Below are 22,279 nucleotides of genomic sequence, written 5' to 3' on the forward strand. Positions count from 1 at the left end.
AATTCATAGTAGTTAATTGTCTTGTTGGTTAAAATAATTTAGTGCAATTGTTAATTTAATATTTTTATGTTGGATGCTAATTTTTTCTGCAAAAATATTGTTTTCCGAACTAAAAAAAAGGTTTATTATTTCTTTTCTTTTAGATGCATGTACAATTTTACTTAATTTATTTGTTGATTTGGAAAAGAACAGATAATTCATTTTAGTTTTATCTAATGATAAATAAACACTATTCTCAGCATTTTCATATTGTTCGCTAATCGTGTAATGACATCTTAAAAGCAATCTAAAATCAGTTATTAATGTATTTATCACAATATTTCTATCCAATTCCTCCAAAATATAATTGACTTTGAAATCATTCTCTGAAATTTCAAAATCCATGAGTTTATTGCCAAATTCTGTTGTAAAAACGACTCTGTGCGTACTGTCATCAATTTTTTTTGCGATAAAAATACCGGTTAATTCTTTTCCATAAACTGTTATATTAGCCTTGTAAACATAATCCAATTGAGGATTAGAAAAATAAGGCACTTCCAAAAAAGTTTTTTCTAAAGCTACAGTTTTATATTCCTTCAACACTTTATTGGTAGAACAAGACGACAATACAAGAACCAGAATACTACTAATTTGTAAAAGAAGCTTCATCGACTTTGGTATTGATTATTTTGTTTTTAAATACAATTCGGGTAAAATCTGCTGAGGATTCCAATAACTTAACTTGTATAACCGTTGCATCGCCTTTGTTAAAAGTCAATTCTATTTGTTTGATATATTTCTTTAGTGTCGCCTCATTTGGAATAAACTTGGCCGTATTTTGGTCTTTATTTTTAAAGTATGAAATAGAAAATTCCTTATCATCAAATAAATCACCACTCACACTACCCACAATTAGCTTATTTATTTTTCCGAATAATTTACTGTTTCCAATATCTACGGCGCTTTTCTTTCCTTCATCATTAATCAATATTTTTCCGTTTTTAAAAACAATCGAATAATTATAGGGTTTTTTGTACTGCCAAAGCAATAAATTAGGCTCTTTGAAAACCATTTTACCAGATGTTTCAATGTCTTTCGAAAGAAAATCAAGATGCTTGTATTGAATAAAATCTGTACTTAAAGTGTTGATTTTTTTAGAAACAACAGCAACAGATTGTTTGAAAGAAGCAATCTCACTTTCGCTCATTTTTTGCTCTTGCGCCAATGATTTAAAAGGACCGACACTCAAAAATAGTAATAGCAGAAAAAATTTAATTCGCATAAGCTTTTATATTCAGGAGTTCCTCTAAGGGAACAACAGTGTAATTATTTTTTTGTAAAAACGATAACAATTCTTCTAGGACGCTTACCGTTTGACTCGACGTATCGTGCAAAAGTACAATTCCTCCAGGTTTAATTCTTTTTACAATTCGATTCAAAAGAAACTTTTCGTTTTTGATAATCCCATCCAATGATCGAATATTCCAACCAATCGTTTGGTGCTCGGTTACCTTCAATGCTCTTCGAATGGAAGGATTGGTTACCCCATAAGGCGGTCTGAATAATTTTGGTTTCAAACCCGAAACAGATTCAATCAAAGCATCGGTTTGTTCAATTTCAGCAATAATTTGATTTTTATTATAAAAATCAAAAAAAGGAGAATGACTATAGGAATGATTTCCAACGGCATGTCCTTCCTTTATCGTGTTTTTTAAAATATCGGGGTGTTTTGCTATATTTTTTCCAATACAAAAAAAAGTGGCTTTAGCATTGTACTTCCGTAATACATCTAAAACCGTAATTGTTATTTCATTTGGTCCATCATCAAAGGTAATCGCAATTTTCTTTTCGTTTTCCAATGGATTACTGCAATAGGTTTTGACATGATAATTGGAAGCCACAAACGTAGAGCCCCAAAATACAATCAAAAACCAAAAACAAGCAACAATAATAAAAAAATGGACTTCTATTACTACAAAGAAGCTAATCAAAGCGAGTAGTATTAGAAACAAAATAAAAAAAACAGTTACAATTTTATGTTTCAACAGCTTGATATTAAAGTAAAACTATGATCTTTTCCATTGCGTTGATTGTACAAAAGTATAGTTTTATACGTTGCTTTATCAAGTGCATTTATTTTTACAATATCGGGAATATTTTGCGTTTGGATAATTTTTGAACCAATCCATAACCCAAATGCAGAAGCAGTATCATACTCCCCACTTAAATGTTTGTAATATACTTGCGGGATATTTGCAAAAGTAATTTTAGAAAGATTTTTATAATACAAATCAGATTCAACATCGCCATTATATCCTAAAATTATAGCGTCAATTTCATTAATTTTCAGATCATTTGAAGCTAAAAAAGAAATAATCTTTCCTTCAACCTCGGATACATCCAATTTATTCAGGATTTCTACATCTAAAATTTCGGCAATTGTATTTTCTTTTATTTCATTTTCTAAAGCAAAAAAAGTAGCCCCTTCCCCAAAAACAACTCCATTAGTAGTTGATTCTAAAACGGAATAAGGTCCTTGATTTTCTTTCTTTAAAAATCCAGCCAATTTAAACAAAGACAACGTATAATCAGCAGTTTCATCAATTCCTCCAACTAATATAGAAGATGCTTCCTGCTCTTCAATCTTCATTTTTGCATCAAAAAGAGCAGATTCAAAAGATACAGAACCGTTTACATAGGTCAAATTATACGATTTGCATTGCAAGCCCAAAGCAATTTGTCCTCCAACCGTATTGTGTGTCGATTGGATAAACGAAGTGGGTGTTAAAAACTGTTCATCATTATCTAAAATAGCTTTCAAAAATTTTTCAGAATCTTCAATACAACCCATTCCGGTTCCAGTAATAATTGCATCAACAGTTTCTAACTTGGCTTCACACAATGCAAGAGTCGAAGCTACAATTCCGTTTTTGACTCCTTTTGCCATTCTTCTAATCGCAACAGGAGGAATAAAATCTTTATAAATGGGAACTTTTAAAGCAAAAACAGTGTCATTTTCGTTTAATTCTGCTTCTTCCAAAAAAATAGTATCGAACGTTTTTTGAGCCGAAATACAACCTAGTCCGTTAATATATGTCTTTTTCATATTGAAATACTATTCGCTTTTTGAAAATATAAGAGTCGAACAATTTCCTCCAAATCCAAAAGAATTAGAAAGAACATGTTCTATCTTTTTATGTTTTAAAGTAGTTTGAGGTATCAAATTGAATTCCTCCATTGGTGTTTTAAAATTCAGATTTGGGAAAACCACATTGTTTTGTATTGCCAATACGCTATAAACCGCTTCAACAGCCGCTGCGGCCGCTAATGTATGTCCGGTAAAAGGTTTGGTTGAACTAAAATCTGGAGCGTTATTTTCGCCAAACAATCGAACAATCGCTCTTCCTTCGGATAAATCATTATTGGGTGTTGCAGTACCATGAACATTGATATAATCGATTTGTTCTGGTTTTAATTGGGCTATTTTAAAGGCTTTTTCCATTGCCAAAAAAGCACCGTCTCCATTTTCGGAAGAGGCAGTTTGATGAAAAGCATCATTTGCATTTCCATAACCAGAAACTCTAGCCAATACTTTTTTATTTTCTTTTTTGACCAATTCCTCCGATTCTAAAACCAAATAAGCAGCTGCTTCGCCGAGATTCAAACCCGTTCTTTCATTATCAAAAGGTTTGTTGTAACCATCTGATAAAATCATAAGTGTTTTAAAACCATTAATGGTAAATTTGGATAAAGCATCGGTTCCTCCAACAATAACACGATCGAGTTTTCCTGATTGTATCAATCGAGCGCCTAACATAATTGCATTTGCAGCAGAAGAGCAGGCTGTACTAATGGTTGTTACCATGCCTTTCAATCCCAATTCATGCGCCATTTTATCAGTATTATCTCCGGCATTGTGACTGCTAATGTATTTTACAACTTCTGGATTTTCAAAGTATTCATGATAATAACGTTCCGTCATATCCATTCCGCCCACACTAGTAGCAGAAATCAATCCTGTTCTGTATTCGTTTATTGAAGTTATACCAGCATTTTTCAAGGCTTGTTTCGCTGCGATTGTACCCAGCATAGCCGTTCTTGTAAAATTATTGTCTTTGTCTAATTGCAATTCTTCAATTAACTCCTGATTGCTTTTTTTTATTTCACCAACCTTTATTACATCAGCATGCACTGTAGTAATATTTTCGATAGTGGTGATCCCAATTTGACTATTCAATAATGCATTGTAATTCTCCTCAACCGTATTACCGATTGAAGAAATAATACCCATTCCTGTTATGGCAACTCCTTTAGACATTTTAGATTTTAGATTGCAGATTTTAGATTAATTTTAGACTCCAATTAATCTAAAATCTACACTCTAAAATCTTAAATTATTACTTAACTCTGTTTTCAGAAATATAAGCAGCCATAGTTTCTATAGACTTAAAAATAGTTTTCCCTTCTTTTGGGTCAACCAATTTGATTCCGTAATCTTTATCCAACATTACAATAAGTTCCAAGGCATCAATAGAATCCAGCCCCAATCCGTCACCAAATAAGGCATCATCATCATTTATATCTGCTATTGCAATATCTTCCAGGTTTAAAACTTCAATGATTTTACTTTTTAATTCTTGCTTTAATGCTTCCATAATTAATGTTTGTATAATTTTTTTAATAATTCTTGATTGTGTTCTAATTCATCTTTGGTATCTACTACATACAGAAAGGCTTTATACTCTTCCTTATAATATTCAACCCAACCGCACAAAACTTTATCTGCTTTTTGGGTTTTCAAAAGTATGTTGCTGTACTTTTCCATAAATTCAGGATTGTAATCCGCAAATATAAAGAAAGAATTTTCGCTTTTCAATTGATGTTTGATACTAATTTCTCCTAAACAAATATTCGGCAATGTATAAACAAATACCGCTGGACTCGGATAATAATTTTCGGTGTCAGAAATTGAATTTTGATATTTCACATCAGTATCCAAACTTGATGATTTGTTGGCAAATACCAATGCCGTATTATTCTCTTTAGACGATTCACCTTTAGTTCTCAAAAGCAATTCTGCTCCTAAAAAAGCCAATTTACTCAAATTATCCATTTTAAAAAATTTAGGATAATTCATTTCCAAAAACTGATAGGCTTTCTTTGAAAAATCGGTAAACACAGTCTGTTCCGTACCGAAAACAGTTTCACCATTCAGTGAAATTTGATTATTCTGAATCGTACAAAAGGATTTTATATAGGTTCTGTTTGCTGCCATTAGTTAACTTTTTCGAATAAAACTGCTGTATTGCAACCACCAAAACCTGAAGCTGTTTTTAGAAAATAACGAATATTTTTATCCTCATTTTTTTCAATAATATGAATTGGCTGACTCACTCCAATAGTGTCAAATCCCAAGGAAACAAACAATTTGCTTTCCTGTACCGATTGAATTCCGATAACGGTTTCTAATAATCCCGAAGCTCCCAACGTATGTCCATAAAATCCTTTCAGACTATTGACTGGAACATTTTCTAATCCTAATCTGTTCAAGGCTATAGCTTCCATTTCATCGTTATATAGAGTTGCTGTACCATGTGCTGAAATATAATCAATTTGACTGCTGTTTATTTTGGCTTCCGCCAAAGCACTTTGAATGCTTCTAAAAAGACCTTCACCAGTTCTAGATGGTCCCGAGATATGATTCGCATCATTGATAGAGCCATCTCCTATTACTTTTATTTTGGCGTTTTCTTTATTCGAAGAAACCAAAACCGCAGCAGCAGCTTCGCCTAATGTAACTCCAGTTCTGTTTATTGAATAAGGCTTACACGGCAAATCACTCATGGCCTGAAAAGAGTTGAATCCTGATAAAATAAATTTCGAAATTTCATCCCCTGCAACTATAAATACATTATCAAAAACTTCAGCCTGTAGTAACCTTTTGGCCACCGAAACAGCCAATATTCCAGAAACACAAGCATTTGAAACCACAATTGGCTCTGTTTTAAATTTAAAAAAATCAGCAATCGTTTGAGCTAATTGATGTAAATAAGCAGATTCTAAATTTTGATTTTCTAAAGCCGTAACATTCCCTTTTGTAGTTGACAGTAAAAAACCAGTTCGCTCACTGAAAACGAATTTAGCCTTTTTAATGATGGGATCTAAAGCCAAAATCATCATTTTCTCTAATCTAGAATAGTGAGTGGCTGCAGTAATTTTGGCGAAAGCTAAATCCAAATCGGCATCATCAATTATAGAAGCGTAAAATGGCACATGAAACAACTTTGGTTTATCATGCAATTGAATACCAGAAACTTCATCACCAATATTTTTTATATTGGAGGTCACATCAAACCCTATGGGTGTAATGCAATTCGTTTCGGTTATGTAAACTTCTTTTATCATTTTATTTTATAAGGCCTACTTTTCGTTTCCACTCTTCAAAAAAAGGAGGATTTGTTAGCATTAATTCTCCATCTTTATCCAAAAAAACCTGAACAGTTTCTCCTGAACAAGCAATTTCATTTTTGGCATCAAATATTTTGTATCTGTAAATCATTTTTGCCGCAGGAGTATCAACAATAGTAGTTTCTATGCGGGCTACATCACCATAACGCAATGACAATTTATGTTCACAACTTGATTTTACAATAGGTGTTGTATAGCCACTATCAAAAATATCCAAATAGGAAATCCCGTGATGACGACCAAAAGCCTCTCTCCCATCTTCAAAATAGGTAATATAATAGCCGTGCCACACTATTCCAAGCGGGTCGGTTTCATTGAAACGTACTCGAATCTCTAGTGAAACGGTTAAAGCGGTTGCTTCGTCAAACTGCTCTTTTCTTCTTTTCATACAGCAATGCTATCGTTGTGGTAACTATAAAAAATAAAAATAACAAACTCAATTCTGGAACTAAATCCCAAAAGGATGCGTTACGCAAAAGTACATCATAAAAAGCTTCAAGTCCCCAGTTCATTGGTGAGGATTGCGCAATAACTTGCATTATTTTAGGCATGGCAAATACGGGAACCCAAACGCCACCTATAGCTGCTAAAATAATCACGGCTGTAGCACCAAAAGGAGCCGATTGCTCTTGTGTTTTGGCAATAGTACCCAATAAAATACCAAAACCAATTGCCGCTAATCCAGAAAATAAGGCTACAACACTCATCAATAATAGATTTCCTTCTACATTCAGAGCCGGTAGTCCCAAATGAGGAAATAAAAATATGGCAACTGCAATCATCATATAAAACTGAATCAAACAAATGATTAAATACATAACTGTTTTACCTCCCAAAACAATCATATTAGAAACTGGATTGGTTCTTAAGCGAATAAAAGTTCCTTGCGTTTTTTCCTTTACTATATTGATTGACAATGGAATAACAATGAAAAATATAGCAAAAAGTGTCCAAGCTGGAACATTGTGTTGCACAGAATTTGGTTTATTATCTTTATTGTTGATTTTAGGAACGATTTCTTTGAATGTAATAAAACTCTTTTGTTCAAATTTACCATCTCCTTCTCCTAATTGATCTTGAAAAGTACTGTAAATGGATTTGGTTTCAATTTGAGAAATCATTTTGTCAATGCCATTCATAACGCCATTTTTAAAACTCAATTGCACTGCTGGATCAAAGTAGAGTTTGACTTCTTTTTGATTAACTAATTTTGTTTTTGAATCGGTTGTCAAAGAATCGGAAAAACCCAAACTACTGACAATTTTTTGAACATTTTGATCGATATTAGCTTGTAAATCAATACTTAAATGGGATGGAATAATAATTGCCATCTGATATTTTCCTTTAAAAACAGCTTCTTTGGCTATAGCCTCAGTAATCGGAATTTTATCTATGGTTGTAACTACACTAAAAACGTTGTTTTTTTGTAAATTATCAAAAATCGTTTTGGAAACATTTCCTTTGTCATAATCAACCAATAGTATTGGGATTTTAACCTCTTCACCTTTTTTATAAGTACTATCCTGAATAAGTGTAACTGTTATAATTAATACCAACGGCATCAAAAACAATGTCACAACCCCTCCCATATCTCGTTTCAGCAACAAGAATTCTTTATAAACTGACATCCAAATTTTATATAGCATCTCTCAATTCTTTTCCGGTTAATGAAATAAAAACATCTTCCAGATTTCTGGCATTTGGTGTAGCAGTAATTAAATCCTTTGGCGTTCCCTCAGCATATATTATACCTCTATCTACTATGGCAATGTTGGTACAAAAATCCTGCGCTTCGGATAAATGATGTGACGTATAAATAATGGTTGTACCCGTTTTATTAAGTTCCTTTAAATAATCAATAATAACATTTTTAGAATGTACATCAACGCCTACGGTAGGTTCATCCAGAAAAAGAATCTTGGGATTGTGTAGAATTCCAGCAATCAAATTGACGCGGCGTTTCATTCCTCCCGAAAAAGTTTCGATTCGTTTATCTGCAAACTTCAATAATCCTAAAAAATCAAGATTGTTAATTACTTTTTCTTTAAGGTCATTCCCTTTTAAACCATACATACTTCCAAAATACAGTAAATTTTCCCTTGCGGTTAATGTTGGATATAAAGCATATTCCTGTGGTACAACTCCAATTATTTTTTTTATACCATTGGCATTTTTTGCATACGTCAAATCATCAATGGTAAAAGTACCCGAAGTAGGTCTAACCAATCCACAAAGAATTGAAATCAGAGTGGTTTTACCAGCTCCATTCGGACCAAGTAAACCAAAAATCTGCCCCTCTTTTATATCCAAAGAAAAATTATCCAAAGAATACATTTCGGCATCTTTGTACATTTTGGATAAATTTGATATTTGTATGATGGATTTCAAAATTATTACCTTTTAGATTAAATCTTTATTTATTGTTTCTAAAATTTCTTTGTCATTCAAAATATCTTCAAACAATTTTGACATAGATTTTGGCATATAGGTTTCAAATGAACATGGACCAAATGCTATATTTCCGCCCAATTTATCTTTTCCAACAATTACTTTATGTTTTAAAAGTTCTCCTGATTTATTATATATGTACACATTAATGTTATAATATAAAAATTGAATTCCATAACCATTTGTATTCAATTGATTAAAAACAAAAAATATTTTTATATCTCCATTTAATGCCAATAATTTTGATTTAATCGTTTTTTCGTCATCTTGCCATTTTGTAATAACATTTGTAACTTTTACATTATATTTATCTAATGAATTTACTAAATTGTTTGACAAATCATCCATTAAATTATTTTTACTTAACGTTCCCATTGGCCAATGTATTCCAGCTCCACTTACCATATAACCAACAAAGTCTGGTTTTCTTGAACCATCAATCACAGCTTCACGATGGTCTAGAAGCGCTAAATCAATATTTTTGGTTTTGATACCCGTTAAATCTAATTTTACTCCATCATATTTTACTTTTCTATTAACAGCACAACTAGAGAGTAATACTAAACTCAAAATCCCTAATAAATAGATTCTCATATTGATAATTTTATTCTTTTTAAATATAATATTATTTAATTGCTAACCTTAACTTCTTAAAAAAAACTTCTTCTTTATCGGCAATAGCCAAAAGCTCGTCCGAAAGTGTATTGTAAACATCAACTTTGGTGCTTCTATTTTTATAAACACGAGACGCTTCTACAGCAAAATCCCTCCACATATCACCAATAGCAGTCATTTCCAGTGATAAAACTTGAAGTTCTTTATTATCTAAAATCACAGAAGCTTCCTGTAAAAAAGCAGCGTATATGAACCGAAAACCACCTCCACCAGTTCCTATTTCTTCCTGCATTCTAACAATTTGAGCCAAATAATGATTGGCTTTCTTGATTCCTTCTTTTACTGGCCATTTCTTAATTAGTTTGGCCACATATCGAATACCTCGCACTCCAATTATTGGCATTGGTGCCAGCATATCACGACAAGTATTTTTTATTCCTTTTATAATTGCACCTTTCAAATCTATATTAACAGGAATCTGAATAGGATAATACATTTGGCCTCTTGGCGCGAAGGCCCCTTTGGCAAAACGTACTTTATTTAATTCGGCATGCGTAAGTGTCGTTACGTTTTCCATAACGGGATCGCTAATCAAATAATCGGTTTCCGTTTTACCATAAACCACTAAGTTGTGGGCATTGAAATGAAAACGATATTCATCTGGAAAATAAGTCAAATTATACACTCCTACCTGCAATCCAGAAGGAATATTATTTTTTAAATTTTCGTCTAATGCTTTGATGGCATTGGTTTCGCTAGAGAATTTTTGCCTTTTGATTTTTAATCCCAAACGTTTCGCCAACTTATTAAAAATTAAACCTGGCATGGGTCTGTAACTGATAGCAGGTGCGTAATTTACTTTTAGAAATGGGATATAAACAAAGAAAAGTCCAGAACCAATTCCAAAAACCATTGGTTCACTAATATTCAATCCATTATGTTTTAACAAATTGGAAGCAACTCCATTTTCACAATGAGCCGATTGATGATGTGTAAAATTTGTTTCCATTAACTTGTTTTAATCTGTTTTAATTCTGCAATAGTGATATTGAAAGTTTCGGCATATTTTTTCAAAACAGATTCGCTTAAACCAGCAAAAACTTTGGGTTTGAAGTGTCTTTTCACCCGCCATTGCCACATTCCCACATAACTGGAAAGCACACCAATATCCATTCTACACAATTCCATATAGTAACAAATGGGGCTAACTTCATTATTCTCGACTTGTAATTTTGCAATTGCAATTCGCTCACTTATCTCTTCAATAGAATTTGATAACGCAATAGTTTTAGGTTCCCAACCTGTACTTAAAGCAGTGGTATAATTGCCTTTTTCGTCTGTGGCATAAACCAACTCTTTCATATTTTTGTTGGAAAGATTGCCTTTATCTTGGGGAACTTCTTCTGTTTTCATGGTATCTGTCTATGATTTATTTTCTTGAATAAACAAAGTAATCTCGCCTTCTAATAGCAATTCGTCTTTATTAAAACTTTCACATTTCATCGCACATAAACTATATGAATCAGTAATAAATTTTGAAACCAATACTGCTTTTGTAAAAATAACATCATTCACTTTAGGCAAAGAATGGATTTTTAATGTTTTGATACCACTAATGAAACCAACAACGTATACACCTGTTTTGTCCTTCTTATTTTCATCAATAAAATAATCTTTTGCAACAACAGAGGAACATGTTTGCGCCATATTTTCTACCAAACCTGATTCAGTAAGAAACCCATTTTTAAGAAAAATATTATCTTCTTTTATTTCAAAAATAGTTTCGACTTTTTCGTCATCCATTTCCAAAATCATATCCACCATAAGCATTGGTGCACGATGAGGCAAATATTTTTTTATATCAACCAAATTTGAAGTTTCTTTATAATTCACGTTGTTCTAATTTATTTAGCCAAAACAGTCTTCATTTGACCTTTGGCTATTTCAACATCGTTTAACGTGGTCACAACATCAACCAAAGTAATACCGGCAAACTCCTGTAAAATAGAAACCGTTGTTCTTATTTTATCCTGAACTTTGGGCAAAGCTATAATTTCGATACTTTTTATGGAACCAATGTAACCAGTAGGAGCTTGTTCTTTTCTTAAATAAAACTGATATCCAGTATGTAAGGCTACTGATTGCGCCATGTGTTCTATTATCCCAGACTCAACAAAGGATTTATTTTCGAAAAAAATTGCCTCTTCTTGTATCGTAAATCCAGAAACCAATTCTGTTTCGGAATAGGAGTACAATTTATCAACCATTACAAATGGAAACTGTTGCGGAATTAAAGATTCGACAAAATCTTTATCTCCTAATAAATTATTTCCAACCGTTGCCATTAACAAACCGTTAAATAAGCATACGCATACGAGAAACGTCCACTTTCTGGAACCGATAAAAGAATTTTATTTCCTTTTATTAATTTACCTGAATTCATCAATTCCTCTAAAGCTAAATAAATGGATGCTGCACCAACATTACCAACATGTGCCAAATTCATAAACCATTTTTCCATAGGAATATCCATTCCTCTTTCTGCCAATGATTTTCTTAATCCTTCAACAAAATAATGTGATGATACGTGTGGCAAGAAGTAGTCAATTTCATCTGATGAAATATTGTTTTTGGACAAAGCATCACGCATACTTTCGGCTCCTTTCACCAAAATAAATTCGTCTAATAATTTAACATCTTGCTTGAAAGCAAATAATGATTCATTCAGCCATTGATCTGGTTCGTAGTCATTCCAAGGTTTTATTTCGCCATTTTCTAATTTATCCCCACCAGCATACATACAAGTTTCTAGTTCGAAAGCATATGAAAAAGCTTCCATCCATTCCATCTTTAAAGAAATAGTACCACTTGGTTTATTTTCCAACAAAAATGCGCCAGCACCATCAGATAACATCCATCTCAAAAAATCTTTTTTGAAAGCTAGAATTGGTTGTTCTTCTAAGTTTTTTAAATTAACCACTTCATTTTCATACTTTTTGGCTAACATCCAATTAGATATTTTTTCTGAACCTGTACAAACTGCATTTTGAGTATTACCAGACTTTATAGATAAAAAACCAAATTTTAAAGCATTCATACCTGCACAACACACTCCTGAAGAGGAATTTAATTCTAAGCTTTTATTTTTCAACAATCCGTGCACCATTGCAGCATGAGAAGGTGCTAAAACATCTGGAGTGGTTGTACCACAAGATAATAATTCCATGTCTTGTGGCCCAAAACTATCATCAAACAATCCTTGAATAGCATTAGTAGTCAATTCCGCATTATTATGAGTACTTTTCCCTTTTTTATCTAGAGCATAATACCGGCTAACAATCTTGTTGTTTCTTAGTATTAGTCTTCGGGCTTTGGACGCGGTTTCATTTATTAACCCTAAATAACCTTCCATTTCATCGTTAGAAACAGCGTCATTTGGTAAACATTTAGCCGCTTTTGTAATATATACATCAAACATAATAATCTAATTTACTCCTTTATAATATTCTAATTCTTTTCTTATTTTTTGGATCTTTAATGGATAAGTAAGAATGTGCAATATATAAACTATTGGTGAGATTAACCAAATAGCTAGTAACAAATACACTTTAAAAACTTTCAACCAAGTTTTTCTAGATTCTCCCTTTTTTATGATCAAATTAGACCATTTATTAAAAATCTTATTTGCAGTTCTATCAACCGTTACCAAATAAGAACTAACCCTAACTGCATCAATACTAATTAATTCTGATTGTAAATTATCTAAACTATTTTGTTTCAAATTCGATAAAATTACAGCTCCAAACTTCGAAGATTCATTAATATCTTTATCTGAAACTCCAGGTAAAGGAAAAATACCAAGATATTTCTTTTTTATTCCTGAAAACATCCACTCTACAATAGTAATAACACTAATTAAATTACCCGCTCTGTCTACCAATGCTATATTTCCTTTAAGCGATGCATTATTAAGTTTTAATAATCCTTTGACTTTTTCCTGAGCCATAATCCACATGTTTCTTGAACCATTTATGGTAACAACTGGGGTATTATTCAATAAAATTTTAGCTTCGGAACTTTTCAAAAAAGAATTTATAGGAATAGATGGTGTTAAATACCAAACTTGATAATTCAAAAGAATTAAGTCAAATTTTGTGTTCATTATTTCTTTGGAAACTGGCAAAAGTGGCGCAGGAATTTGCAAAAATGTTTCAGGAAAAGCACCAAAAAAAGCTTCATTATCCCATGGAAATGGAAAAGGCTTTTCTAATTGAATTTCATGAAAAAAAACATTTACGTTGTCAGAATCTAAAAGTGGTTTTGCAATATTTCTAGCAATAGACTCCAATTGTCCCGATTGAGAATAGTAGATTACGAGGACGTTTTTCATTGCGGTTTTCGATTTAAAAAAGCGAAAATAACCTAAATTTATAATTTATACTAATAGTCTATTATTTCTTTAATGACAAAAACTAGCCTAGTTAAAAATAAAAAAAGCATCATTTTACTTTAACTATCTGTAAATCATAAACAAATGAAATAAAATAAAAAATTAGGTAAATAAAAATTGAGTTCCATCCACAAATCAACCTTTTTGTTTTTATCTATAAAGCAATAACAATCAAACTGTTAGTGTTATAAACTTAACAACCACTCTTAAAATGAAATAAAATGTAAATAAATTGTTATTAATCTTCGATTTGATTCCAGAAATCAAAATAATTAAACCATTGCAATGGGTATTTTTTAATCATACTTTCAAGGCTTTGAGTATATTCTCTCAACAATCCTTTTTCATCACGATGTTTAACTTTGGCTTCAATCGTATAAAGATGATAATGCAAATTGGGTTCCTTCATGACATATACAAAAACAACCGGAACTTTTAATCGAGAGGCAATTAGAAACGGACCTGATGGAAAAAGAGCTTCCTCACCTAATAGATTGTCGCTTAATGCTTTTACTCCCTCAAAATATCTGTCTCCTGTAAAACAAACTAATTCATTTCTTGCTAGAGCCGAATTAATTTCAAAAATATGAGACATATCATTACTAATGAGTATAAAATTTATTGTGGGCTTTTCGGTAATACTTTCTAGATATTTTTTAATGGTCGAATGCTCCAAATCGGTAGTGACCAGATTTATTTGAAAATTAACATCTAACTCACTAAAAAAATGTTCTGCTATTTCAAAATTTCCAATATGGGCACTAATAAGAACACCTCCTTTTTTTTCTTCCAAAAGTTTGATTAGAATTTCTCTTCCTTCATGCTCATAAGTAAACTTACTTTTCAATCCGGCACCAATAGCAATTTTATCTATAATCGTTTGCCCAAAAGTGTAATAACTATTAAAAACCATTCTTTTTGATTTAAAATAGGAATACCCCAGTCTTTTCCTAAAGTAATAAAAGATGGAGGCATTACTTTTTTTTAGAAAAATAAAATAATAGCTAGCAACAAAATAAAGAATGAGATAAGCTGATTTGACTCCTACATTTTTTATAAAAAAAACAAAGATTTTATATCCTAAAACAGTGCCTTTAGATTTTCCATCCCATTGACTCATTTTAAATTTTAGATTTTAGATTGCAGATTTTAGATTAATTGTCACATCTAAAAAATATAAATTATGCTTTAAGTTTTAGTTTGTTTTCTATTACATCATAAAAAGTTTGAAATGTAGAAACACCAACAAAATCAGCCTCTACTAATTTTACACCAAAGTTCGATTCTATCGAAACAACTAGATCAACATAGTCTAAACTATCCAATCCTAAAGTATCTTTTAATATAGCATCTGACTGAATATCATCACCATCCACCTCAAATTCATCAATTAAAAAACCATTAATTTTCGCTACGATTGCTTCCTTGTTCATTACTTTTTTTATACTTTTTAACTACTAATGCTGAATTTGTTCCTCCAAAACCAAAGGAATTCGACAAAAATATGTCAAATTTTTTATTTAAAGTGGTTTTAACTAAATTTAATTTTGCGGCATCTTCATCTGGAGTTTCCAAATTTATATTTGGAGCGATAAAATCATTTTGCATCATTAAAACGGAATAGATTACCTCACTGGCTCCAGCCATCCAACATTCATGGCCCGTCATTGACTTTGTGGAACTTACATAAGGATTGCTTTCGCCAAAAACCTGAAAAATAGCTTTCGCTTCGTTTTCATCACCTACTGGAGTCGATGTTGCATGAGCATTGATATAGTCTACTTCACTAGGCTGCAATCCTGCTTCATCCAATGCCCGTTGCATTGCAATAGAAGGACCATCAACATTTGGAGTAGATATATGCCCCCCATTTGATGAAAATCCATACCCCACAACTTCGGCCAAAATAGTTGCCCCTCTCTTCATAGCTGATTCGTAGGATTCTAAAATCAAAGTAGCACCACCACCACTTGGAATTAAACCATCACGATTAATATCAAAAGGTCTTGACGCTTTTGTAGGTTCATCTTCTCTAGCAGAAAAAACACCCAAACCATCAAAACTACTCATGGCATATTTATTGATTTCTTGTGCACCTCCACAAATTATGATATCCTGAAACCCACTTTTTATCAAAAAATAAGCCAATCCTATGGAATGAGATCCGCTAGCACAAGCTGCACTAACTGTCAAATTAATCCCCCTTAACTTAAAAATTGTTGAGAGATTCATCGTAACTGTAGAATTCATGGATTTGAAAATAGCTCCTGAACCTATCAAAGTAGTATCTTTTTTTTCACGAATAATATCTGTGGCTTCAATAACAGCCTTAGACACACTATCGTTACCATACATAATTCCTACTTCGTTTGTTTCAAAAAAAGCATCGTCGATATTCGCATTTTTTAATGCCTCTACCGTCGCCATATAGGCATATTCTGTTTCTTCCCCTAAACTTATTCTTTGTCTTCTGGTAAGTAAATTTTTCAAATCTGGTTTTGGAACCATACCGGTTAAAGCGGATCGAAATCCGAATTCTTTGCGTTCTGTATCAAACGAAATTCCTGATTTTCCTTGGTACAAAGACTCTTTTACCTCATCTAATGATGTTCCTATACAAGAATAAATTCCCATTCCTGTGATGACAACTCTCTTATTCATTCTCTTTATACTATTTTATGAATAAATTCCACCATTTATATTTATAATCTCTCCCGTAATATAGCTTGATTTTTTGGAAACTAGAAAACTAACCAAATCCGCCACTTCTTCTGCTTCTCCAAAACGATTTACAGGTACCATCTTTATTAATTCTTTTTCGTCTAGAGCACTAGTCATGTCTGTTTTAATAAAACCTGGAGCTACAGCATTTACTGTGATATTTCTTTTGGCCACTTCTTGTGCCAAAGCTTTAGTAGCAGCCACTAAGGCCCCTTTTGCAGCAGAATAATTAGTCTGTCCAGCAGTTCCTTTTACTCCCGAAAGCGACACCATATTTACAATTCGCCCGTATTTATTGCGCAACATTTTTTGCATAAAAAAGTTGGTCACATTAAAAAATCCGTTCAAACTCGTATTCACAACACTAGACCAATCTTCTGGACTCATCCACATGAACAAACCATCCTTTGTTATTCCTGCATTATTTATAATTGCTTCAACAATTGCTTCTGGATTTGCTTCTTGCCATTGTGTCAATACCGATTGTACTTCATCAAAATTGGCTACATCAAATTGAATGATTTCACCAGTAGCTCCATTTGCGATTACTTTCTCTAAAGTTTTTTCGGCAGCTTCTTTATTGGAATGATAATTAATCAAAATATGATAACTGCTATCATGTGCTAATTTTTCACAAATAGCGCTACCAATTCCTCTAGAACCTCCTGTTATCAATGCACATTTCATACTTTTATTTTAAATTACTTCGTCAGTTCACCCTTTGGATTCCTGTCTAGATTTTAGATTATTATGGAGGGATTAGTTATTAATCAAATATTCTTTTACTTTTTGTACAAAAGGATACATAACCTGATCTTTTTCAAACTTTGGAATAATGACACGAATATCATCGTATATTTTTCTGGTTACAGATGAAATTTGATCTTTTTGTTCCAAACAATCGATTGCTTGAACAATGGTTATCAATTCGATAGCCAAAACTTCAAATGCGTTTTCAATCACTTTTGATGTAATTACGGCAGCATTGGTTCCCATACTTACAATATCCTGATTGTCATTGTTATTTGGAATACTATGAACATACATCGGATTCGACAACATCTGATTTTCTGCTGTTGTTGAAGTGGCTGTAAATTGCACACCTTGCATTCCAAAATTAAATCCTAAAGTTCCCAAATTCACAAAAGGAGGTAGAATTTCGTTTATTTTTGAATTCAGCAAATAATTCAATTGACGTTCAGCAAGCATTGTTAACTTGGTAATTACGATTTTCAATTTATCCATTTCCAAAGAAATATAATCACCATGGAAATTTCCACCATGATAAACGTGCTGATTTTTTACATCAATAATTGGATTATCATTTGCAGAATTGAACTCTTCTTCCAAAATAGAGGCTACATTATTTATGGTTTCAAGCACTGGCCCCAAAATTTGAGGAACACAACGCAACGAATAATATTCCTGAACTTTTTCTTTAAAAATATCTTCGGTATTTTCTCCAGAATACAAATGATCTTCTCTCTTTCTGATTAGAGTACTGTCTTCAAGGTTTGTTCGCATTCTTTGCGCTACTTCCCGCTGACCATTATGGCGTTTTGTATTGTTTAATTCTTCTGAAAAATGATCGTCATACGCTTGCACGATTTCATTTATTGCGCAAGAAAATTTAATCGACCAATCTAATAATTTATTAGCATGATACACATTAACAACACCAATCCCTGTCATTACCGAAGTTCCATTCATTAAAGCCAGCCCTTCTCTAATTTCTACTTGAATTGGTTCTAGTTTTTCTATGGCAAAAACCTCTGATGTTGGTCTTCGTTCTCCTTTATAAAAAACTTCTCCTTCACCAATAAGAACCAAAGCCAAATGAGCCAATTGCACCAAATCACCACTTGCGCCTACTCCACCATGTTCAAAAATTAAAGGAGTAACATCTTTATTAATTAATTCTTTCATTAACAGAATCAATGAAGGATGAACTCCAGAATTACCTAAAGAAAGTGTATTAAGTCTAGCTAAAATTGCTGCTTTAACACAAGTTGCATTCAAGGGTTTTCCTGTGCCAGAGGCATGACTTCTAATTAAATTATATTGTAATTGTATGCGATCTTCATCTTTTATGCGGTATTGAGCCATTGGTCCAAAACCTGTATTTACACCGTAAATAATTTTATTAACTGAAAATGCTTTTAGAAAATCAAAACTTTCATTAACTCGATCTAAAACAGCTTCACTTATAGCTATTTTTTCATTATTAAAAATTACAGTTTCAAACTCTTTTAGACTTAAATATTCGTTTATAGTATTCATTCAATTCGTATTGTTTTTTTACAACTAAATAAATTAAAAATTTATTTTTATTTAGAATATAATTTGGTTAATTTGAATAAACAAATGTAGCATAATATCGCTAAAATTTGTAATTCAAAATATTTTTGTTTTCCTATTGTCAAATACACATTTAACTACAATAACTACAACAACTTACAACACAATTTAAAATAACAAAATACGAATGAAAGATTTTGGTTCTGACAAAAAAAATGTTATTCAAGCTAATTTAGATGCTCAAAAAATTGCTTTTGCCCCAATTATGTTTCAAGCAGCAAAGTCGCTAAGAAATCTTGGAATTTTGGAATATTTATTCAACAACAATAAGGCAACTATTGAAACTATCGCAACCGAATTGAATTTATCTGTTTACGGTGTAAAAATTCTACTCGAAGCTGGACTTAGTCTAGAGATGGTGTACTTAAAAGACAATGAATTCTTACTGACAAAAACGGGCTATTTTATTTTAAGAGATAAAATGACCAATATTAACATGAATTTCACCCAAGATGTCAATTATCTAGCAATGAATCATCTTGAAGAATCCATTAAAAATGGAAAACCTGAAGGATTAAAAGAATTAGGAAATTGGGATACCGTTTATATTGGCTTATCTGAATTACCCGAAAAAGTCAAAAAAAGTTGGTTTGACTTTGATCACTTTTATTCTGACTATACCTTTCCGGAAATTATGCCTATTTTATTTGGAAATAACCCTAAATCGCTTTTGGATGTTGGGGGAAATACCGGAAAATTTGCATTACAATGTGCCAAATACGATCCAAATGTAAAGATTACTATTCTGGATTTGCCCGGACAAACAACGGTGGCGCGAAAAATCATTGCCGAGGCTGGTTTTGAAAACAGAATTGATACAGTAGACATCAATTTATTAGACAATTCATCAACAATTCCAAAGGATTTTGATATTATTTGGATGAGTCAGTTTATTGATTGTTTCTCAATGGATGAAATTTTCACTCTTTTTAGAAAAACATACGATGCTATGAATGCCAATACCAGTTTCTATATTTTGGAAACATTTTGGGACTTACAAAAATTCCAAGCTTCGACATACAGTTTACATGCCACCTCTTTATATTTTACAGCAGTTGCCAATGGAAACAGTCAAATGTATCATTCTACAGATATTATAAAAGTTATCGAAAAAGCTGGGTTTATAGTAGATGAAATTCACGAAATGATCGGCATGAGTCATACTTTGATTAAATGTAAAAAAAGAATTATATAAATTGATAAATCTCTAAATTTGCATTTTATACAACGTATTTCTAGTATTGACTATAAATCATTGTTCAAATCTTTACAAAACTTTAATTGCAATACATAAATGTTACAAGAATTCGTAGATGTTTTAATCATAGGGGCTGGACCATCAGGATGTGTTTCTGCTTCTTATCTTCATAAAAAAGGAATCAAAATTAAGGTCGTTGAAAAAACAAAATTCCCTCGAATTGTTGTCGGCGAAAGCCTAATTCCCAGAGTGATGGATCATTTTGCAGAAGCCGAATTGTACGATTGTTTGAACGCCATGAATTACGAGAAAAAACTGGGTGCACGATTTATACGAGGCGAAGAAATTTGTGTATTTGACTTTAGCAATAAATTTTCCGAAGGTTGGGACTGGACATGGCAAGTACCAAGAGCCGATTTTGACAATACAATGGCTCAAGAAGTAATCCGAAAAGGAATTGATTTAGAATTTGAATCGGAAGTGATTTCGGTTACTTTCGAAGGAAAAAATTCGACAACAGTTGTAAAAGACAAAGACGGGAATTTAAAAGAAATCCACGCTAAATTCATCATAGATTCTAGTGGTTACGGAAGAGTACTCCCTCGCCTTTTAGATTTAGACACCCCTTCAAAACTAGATCCCCATTCTTCTATTTTCACTCATGTTGTTGATATCAATCGTCCCGCAGGCGAAGAAGGAACAATGATTTCTTTTGACATTCTAGAAACCGAAGTTTGGTTGTGGGTAATTCCATTTTCGAACGGCAATACCAGTCTTGGAGTTGTGGGGCCTACTCATTTCATCAATTCTCTTTCAGAAAATAAGGATAATGCCGAAGCATTAAAAAATGCCATTCAACTTTCAGATTATTATATCAAGCGATTTGCGGGAGTGGATTTTTTATTCGAACCTATCAAATTAGAAAATTACTCCAGATCTGTAAAAAAAATGTATGGAGATGGTTTTGCTTTAACAGGAAACAGTTCTGAGTTTTTAGATCCTGTATTTTCATCGGGTGTAGCATTTGCCACGGAATCAGGAATGCTTGCTGCCAAGTTATACTTCAAGGAAACACAAGGAATCGCAGTAGATTGGGAAGCCGAGTTTACAGCATACATGAAGAGAGGAATTGCTGTTTTTACGACTTATGTAAAAGAATGGTACACAGGAAACTTACAAACTTTATTCTTTCACCAACCTGAAAATCCAGATGTAAAAAGAAAAATATGTGCTGTTCTTGCTGGGTATGTTTGGGATGAGAGCAATCCTTTTGTAAAAAAACATGATAATCTAATCAAAAATATGGCTCACATACTCCAAATGGGAGGCGAATAAACATTAAGACTCCTAGTTCTGCTAGGAGTTTTTTTATTTAAATTGTTTGCTTTTCTTTCAAATTGCGCTGTTTCATCAATTCATTGGCTATTAAATAGTTAAATAGATATAACCATTTAAAAATCGTCCATTTTTTTATATCTTTATATTTCGTACAAAACAAACAATTAAATACGATCATTTATGAAAAAGAAACTTTTTATCACAGCCGTTCTTCTATTAGGAAGCTTTTCATTTGCCAATGCACAAAGCTTAGGAGACATTACAAAAGCAGCAAGCACCGCCAACAAAACAGCTGCAGCAGCCTCAGCCACTTCGTTTGATGTCGGTAGCATTTCCAATCAGGTAATGGGAGTATTATCACCAAAATTGAAATTAACTGATGCCCAAAAACCAGCAGTGAATTCACTGGTTAGTGAAATGCTAAACAAAAAGAAAAACATTTTACCGACTATGGCTACAGACAAAGCAGGCTACACTTCAAAAATGACAGCCAACAGAGAGTCCTTTACTACCAAAATAAAAAAACTAATTACTCCAGCTCAATTCCAAACACTTACACCTTTGTTGCCTAAATCGGCTCAATCTCTTTCGCCTTTAGCACAAATGTTATTTTAGCACCAAGAAAATACCTGATACTATTTCTTGAAAAGCAAAATTTATTCGATTTTGCTTTTTTATTATCAATCTATATCGTAATATTGCAA

Annotated in this window: 26 protein-coding genes; 3 read left to right on the top strand and 23 right to left on the bottom strand. The window is 32.3% G+C overall.

Features of this window, described 5'->3' with window-relative positions; translation table 11 throughout:
• Nucleotides 1-12: 12 nt before the first annotated feature.
• From lolB2 to flxA, 23 genes are all read right to left on the bottom strand, one after another.
• Entirely contained in the window at nt 13-648 is a 636-nt protein-coding gene (lolB2, locus tag OYT91_RS06910) for a flexirubin biosynthesis protein LolB2 (RefSeq protein WP_281240054.1), read from the bottom strand.
• Nucleotides 626-1,261 carry a flexirubin biosynthesis/transport protein LolA2 gene (gene lolA2 / locus OYT91_RS06915; RefSeq protein WP_281240055.1) on the bottom strand — a complete coding sequence of 212 codons (636 nt, stop codon included), beginning with the start codon at nt 1,259-1,261 and terminating at the stop codon, nt 626-628. Before lolA2 ends, lolB2 begins: the two co-directional genes overlap by 23 nt.
• Entirely contained in the window at nt 1,251-2,024 is a 774-nt protein-coding gene (locus tag OYT91_RS06920; protein WP_281240056.1) for a polysaccharide deacetylase family protein, read from the bottom strand. The genes lolA2 and OYT91_RS06920 overlap by 11 nt, the downstream gene beginning before the upstream one ends.
• Nucleotides 2,021-3,085: a beta-ketoacyl synthase chain length factor gene (locus OYT91_RS06925; RefSeq protein ID WP_281240057.1), complete on the bottom strand. Its 1,065-nt coding sequence runs from the start codon at nt 3,083-3,085 to the stop codon at nt 2,021-2,023. The genes OYT91_RS06920 and OYT91_RS06925 overlap by 4 nt, the downstream gene beginning before the upstream one ends.
• 9 nt (nt 3,086-3,094) lie before the next feature.
• Nucleotides 3,095-4,297: a beta-ketoacyl-[acyl-carrier-protein] synthase family protein gene (locus tag OYT91_RS06930; RefSeq protein WP_281240058.1), complete on the bottom strand. Its 1,203-nt coding sequence runs from the start codon at nt 4,295-4,297 to the stop codon at nt 3,095-3,097.
• 79 nt (nt 4,298-4,376) lie between these two features.
• Nucleotides 4,377-4,634 carry an ApeE family acyl carrier protein gene (locus OYT91_RS06935; RefSeq protein WP_219318555.1) on the bottom strand — a complete coding sequence of 86 codons (258 nt, stop codon included), beginning with the start codon at nt 4,632-4,634 and terminating at the stop codon, nt 4,377-4,379.
• Between the two features lie 2 nt (nt 4,635-4,636).
• A complete protein-coding gene (locus OYT91_RS06940; RefSeq protein ID WP_281240059.1) occupies nt 4,637-5,254 on the bottom strand; it encodes a 3-oxoacyl-ACP synthase in 618 nt (205 codons plus the stop codon).
• Nucleotides 5,254-6,384 (bottom strand): beta-ketoacyl-[acyl-carrier-protein] synthase family protein, encoded by a 1,131-nt coding sequence (locus OYT91_RS06945; RefSeq protein WP_281240060.1) that lies wholly within the window; start codon nt 6,382-6,384, stop codon nt 5,254-5,256. Before OYT91_RS06945 ends, OYT91_RS06940 begins: the two co-directional genes overlap by 1 nt.
• 1 nt (nt 6,385) lies before the next feature.
• Complete coding sequence (locus OYT91_RS06950; protein WP_281240061.1) at nt 6,386-6,835, bottom strand: acyl-CoA thioesterase; 450 nt, start codon at nt 6,833-6,835, stop codon at nt 6,386-6,388.
• Complete coding sequence (locus tag OYT91_RS06955; RefSeq protein ID WP_281240062.1) at nt 6,810-8,093, bottom strand: ABC transporter permease; 1,284 nt, start codon at nt 8,091-8,093, stop codon at nt 6,810-6,812. The genes OYT91_RS06950 and OYT91_RS06955 overlap by 26 nt, the downstream gene beginning before the upstream one ends.
• Entirely contained in the window at nt 8,083-8,781 is a 699-nt protein-coding gene (locus OYT91_RS06960) for an ABC transporter ATP-binding protein (RefSeq protein WP_281240368.1), read from the bottom strand. The genes OYT91_RS06955 and OYT91_RS06960 overlap by 11 nt, the downstream gene beginning before the upstream one ends.
• Nucleotides 8,782-8,847: 66 nt before the next feature.
• Nucleotides 8,848-9,489, bottom strand: a complete 642-nt coding sequence (locus OYT91_RS06965) for a hypothetical protein (RefSeq protein ID WP_281240063.1) — start codon at nt 9,487-9,489, stop codon at nt 8,848-8,850.
• 31 nt (nt 9,490-9,520) lie between these two features.
• Complete coding sequence (gene darH, locus OYT91_RS06970; protein ID WP_281240064.1) at nt 9,521-10,519, bottom strand: BtrH-related acyltransferase DarH; 999 nt, start codon at nt 10,517-10,519, stop codon at nt 9,521-9,523.
• Nucleotides 10,519-10,923 carry a flexirubin biosynthesis protein DarG gene (gene DarG / locus OYT91_RS06975; protein WP_269222453.1) on the bottom strand — a complete coding sequence of 135 codons (405 nt, stop codon included), beginning with the start codon at nt 10,921-10,923 and terminating at the stop codon, nt 10,519-10,521. Before DarG ends, darH begins: the two co-directional genes overlap by 1 nt.
• Before the next feature lie 9 nt (nt 10,924-10,932).
• Nucleotides 10,933-11,403, bottom strand: coding sequence for a hotdog family protein (locus OYT91_RS06980; protein ID WP_281240065.1), 471 nt, complete (start codon nt 11,401-11,403; stop codon nt 10,933-10,935).
• A gap of 11 nt (nt 11,404-11,414) precedes the next feature.
• Nucleotides 11,415-11,855, bottom strand: coding sequence for a hotdog family protein (locus tag OYT91_RS06985; protein WP_281240066.1), 441 nt, complete (start codon nt 11,853-11,855; stop codon nt 11,415-11,417).
• Nucleotides 11,855-12,988 carry a dialkylresorcinol biosynthesis protein DarB gene (gene darB / locus OYT91_RS06990; RefSeq protein ID WP_269222451.1) on the bottom strand — a complete coding sequence of 378 codons (1,134 nt, stop codon included), beginning with the start codon at nt 12,986-12,988 and terminating at the stop codon, nt 11,855-11,857. Before darB ends, OYT91_RS06985 begins: the two co-directional genes overlap by 1 nt.
• A 6-nt stretch (nt 12,989-12,994) precedes the next feature.
• On the bottom strand, nt 12,995-13,900 hold the full coding sequence (locus OYT91_RS06995; RefSeq protein ID WP_269222450.1) for an NADPH-dependent FMN reductase family protein: 906 nt from the start codon (nt 13,898-13,900) through the stop codon (nt 12,995-12,997).
• 298 nt (nt 13,901-14,198) lie between these two features.
• Nucleotides 14,199-15,080, bottom strand: coding sequence for a lysophospholipid acyltransferase family protein (locus tag OYT91_RS07000; RefSeq protein WP_281240067.1), 882 nt, complete (start codon nt 15,078-15,080; stop codon nt 14,199-14,201).
• A 61-nt stretch (nt 15,081-15,141) separates the two neighbouring features.
• Nucleotides 15,142-15,393: a phosphopantetheine-binding protein gene (locus OYT91_RS07005; protein WP_269222449.1), complete on the bottom strand. Its 252-nt coding sequence runs from the start codon at nt 15,391-15,393 to the stop codon at nt 15,142-15,144.
• Nucleotides 15,362-16,621: a beta-ketoacyl-[acyl-carrier-protein] synthase family protein gene (locus OYT91_RS07010; protein WP_281240068.1), complete on the bottom strand. Its 1,260-nt coding sequence runs from the start codon at nt 16,619-16,621 to the stop codon at nt 15,362-15,364. Before OYT91_RS07010 ends, OYT91_RS07005 begins: the two co-directional genes overlap by 32 nt.
• A gap of 15 nt (nt 16,622-16,636) precedes the next feature.
• On the bottom strand, nt 16,637-17,368 hold the full coding sequence (gene flxB / locus OYT91_RS07015) for a flexirubin biosynthesis SDR family reductase FlxB (RefSeq protein ID WP_281240069.1): 732 nt from the start codon (nt 17,366-17,368) through the stop codon (nt 16,637-16,639).
• 72 nt (nt 17,369-17,440) lie between these two features.
• Nucleotides 17,441-18,961 (bottom strand): flexirubin biosynthesis tyrosine ammonia-lyase FlxA, encoded by a 1,521-nt coding sequence (gene flxA, locus OYT91_RS07020; protein ID WP_269222447.1) that lies wholly within the window; start codon nt 18,959-18,961, stop codon nt 17,441-17,443.
• A gap of 205 nt (nt 18,962-19,166) precedes the next feature.
• Between flxA and OYT91_RS07025 the strand changes: the two genes are divergently transcribed.
• The 3 genes from OYT91_RS07025 to OYT91_RS07035 all read left to right on the top strand — a co-directional run bounded on the left by OYT91_RS07025 (nt 19,167) and on the right by OYT91_RS07035 (nt 22,190).
• Nucleotides 19,167-20,234, top strand: a complete 1,068-nt coding sequence (locus OYT91_RS07025) for a class I SAM-dependent methyltransferase (protein ID WP_281240070.1) — start codon at nt 19,167-19,169, stop codon at nt 20,232-20,234.
• 99 nt (nt 20,235-20,333) lie between these two features.
• The gene (locus OYT91_RS07030; protein ID WP_269222444.1) at nt 20,334-21,572 is read left to right on the top strand and encodes an NAD(P)/FAD-dependent oxidoreductase; all 1,239 of its coding nucleotides are present in this window, start codon (nt 20,334-20,336) and stop codon (nt 21,570-21,572) included.
• A 183-nt stretch (nt 21,573-21,755) separates the two neighbouring features.
• The gene (locus OYT91_RS07035) at nt 21,756-22,190 is read left to right on the top strand and encodes a hypothetical protein (protein WP_281240071.1); all 435 of its coding nucleotides are present in this window, start codon (nt 21,756-21,758) and stop codon (nt 22,188-22,190) included.
• Nucleotides 22,191-22,279: the final 89 nt, after the last annotated feature.

Origin of the sequence: Flavobacterium praedii (assembly GCF_026810365.1) — a bacterium.
In the GTDB taxonomy this organism is placed as follows: domain Bacteria; phylum Bacteroidota; class Bacteroidia; order Flavobacteriales; family Flavobacteriaceae; genus Flavobacterium; species Flavobacterium praedii.

Coding starts and splice junctions, on each gene's coding strand:
- OYT91_RS06930 (WP_281240058.1), bottom strand. CDS start 4,297: ATGTCTAAAGGAGTTGCCATAACAGGAATGGGTATTATTTCTTCAATC.
- OYT91_RS06965 (WP_281240063.1), bottom strand. CDS start 9,489: ATGAGAATCTATTTATTAGGGATTTTGAGTTTAGTATTACTCTCTAGT.
- OYT91_RS07030 (WP_269222444.1), top strand. CDS start 20,334: ATGTTACAAGAATTCGTAGATGTTTTAATCATAGGGGCTGGACCATCA.
- darH (WP_281240064.1), bottom strand. CDS start 10,519: ATGGAAACAAATTTTACACATCATCAATCGGCTCATTGTGAAAATGGA.
- OYT91_RS06940 (WP_281240059.1), bottom strand. CDS start 5,254: ATGGCAGCAAACAGAACCTATATAAAATCCTTTTGTACGATTCAGAAT.
- OYT91_RS06950 (WP_281240061.1), bottom strand. CDS start 6,835: ATGAAAAGAAGAAAAGAGCAGTTTGACGAAGCAACCGCTTTAACCGTT.
- DarG (WP_269222453.1), bottom strand. CDS start 10,923: ATGAAAACAGAAGAAGTTCCCCAAGATAAAGGCAATCTTTCCAACAAA.
- flxB (WP_281240069.1), bottom strand. CDS start 17,368: ATGAAATGTGCATTGATAACAGGAGGTTCTAGAGGAATTGGTAGCGCT.
- OYT91_RS06955 (WP_281240062.1), bottom strand. CDS start 8,093: ATGCTATATAAAATTTGGATGTCAGTTTATAAAGAATTCTTGTTGCTG.
- OYT91_RS07035 (WP_281240071.1), top strand. CDS start 21,756: ATGAAAAAGAAACTTTTTATCACAGCCGTTCTTCTATTAGGAAGCTTT.
- OYT91_RS06935 (WP_219318555.1), bottom strand. CDS start 4,634: ATGGAAGCATTAAAGCAAGAATTAAAAAGTAAAATCATTGAAGTTTTA.
- OYT91_RS06995 (WP_269222450.1), bottom strand. CDS start 13,900: ATGAAAAACGTCCTCGTAATCTACTATTCTCAATCGGGACAATTGGAG.
- flxA (WP_269222447.1), bottom strand. CDS start 18,961: ATGAATACTATAAACGAATATTTAAGTCTAAAAGAGTTTGAAACTGTA.
- darB (WP_269222451.1), bottom strand. CDS start 12,988: ATGTTTGATGTATATATTACAAAAGCGGCTAAATGTTTACCAAATGAC.
- OYT91_RS06925 (WP_281240057.1), bottom strand. CDS start 3,085: ATGAAAAAGACATATATTAACGGACTAGGTTGTATTTCGGCTCAAAAA.
- OYT91_RS07000 (WP_281240067.1), bottom strand. CDS start 15,080: ATGAGTCAATGGGATGGAAAATCTAAAGGCACTGTTTTAGGATATAAA.
- lolB2 (WP_281240054.1), bottom strand. CDS start 648: ATGAAGCTTCTTTTACAAATTAGTAGTATTCTGGTTCTTGTATTGTCG.
- OYT91_RS06945 (WP_281240060.1), bottom strand. CDS start 6,384: ATGATAAAAGAAGTTTACATAACCGAAACGAATTGCATTACACCCATA.
- OYT91_RS06985 (WP_281240066.1), bottom strand. CDS start 11,855: ATGGCAACGGTTGGAAATAATTTATTAGGAGATAAAGATTTTGTCGAA.
- OYT91_RS07005 (WP_269222449.1), bottom strand. CDS start 15,393: ATGAACAAGGAAGCAATCGTAGCGAAAATTAATGGTTTTTTAATTGAT.
- OYT91_RS06960 (WP_281240368.1), bottom strand. CDS start 8,781: ATGTATTCTTTGGATAATTTTTCTTTGGATATAAAAGAGGGGCAGATT.
- OYT91_RS07025 (WP_281240070.1), top strand. CDS start 19,167: ATGAAAGATTTTGGTTCTGACAAAAAAAATGTTATTCAAGCTAATTTA.
- lolA2 (WP_281240055.1), bottom strand. CDS start 1,261: ATGCGAATTAAATTTTTTCTGCTATTACTATTTTTGAGTGTCGGTCCT.
- OYT91_RS07010 (WP_281240068.1), bottom strand. CDS start 16,621: ATGAATAAGAGAGTTGTCATCACAGGAATGGGAATTTATTCTTGTATA.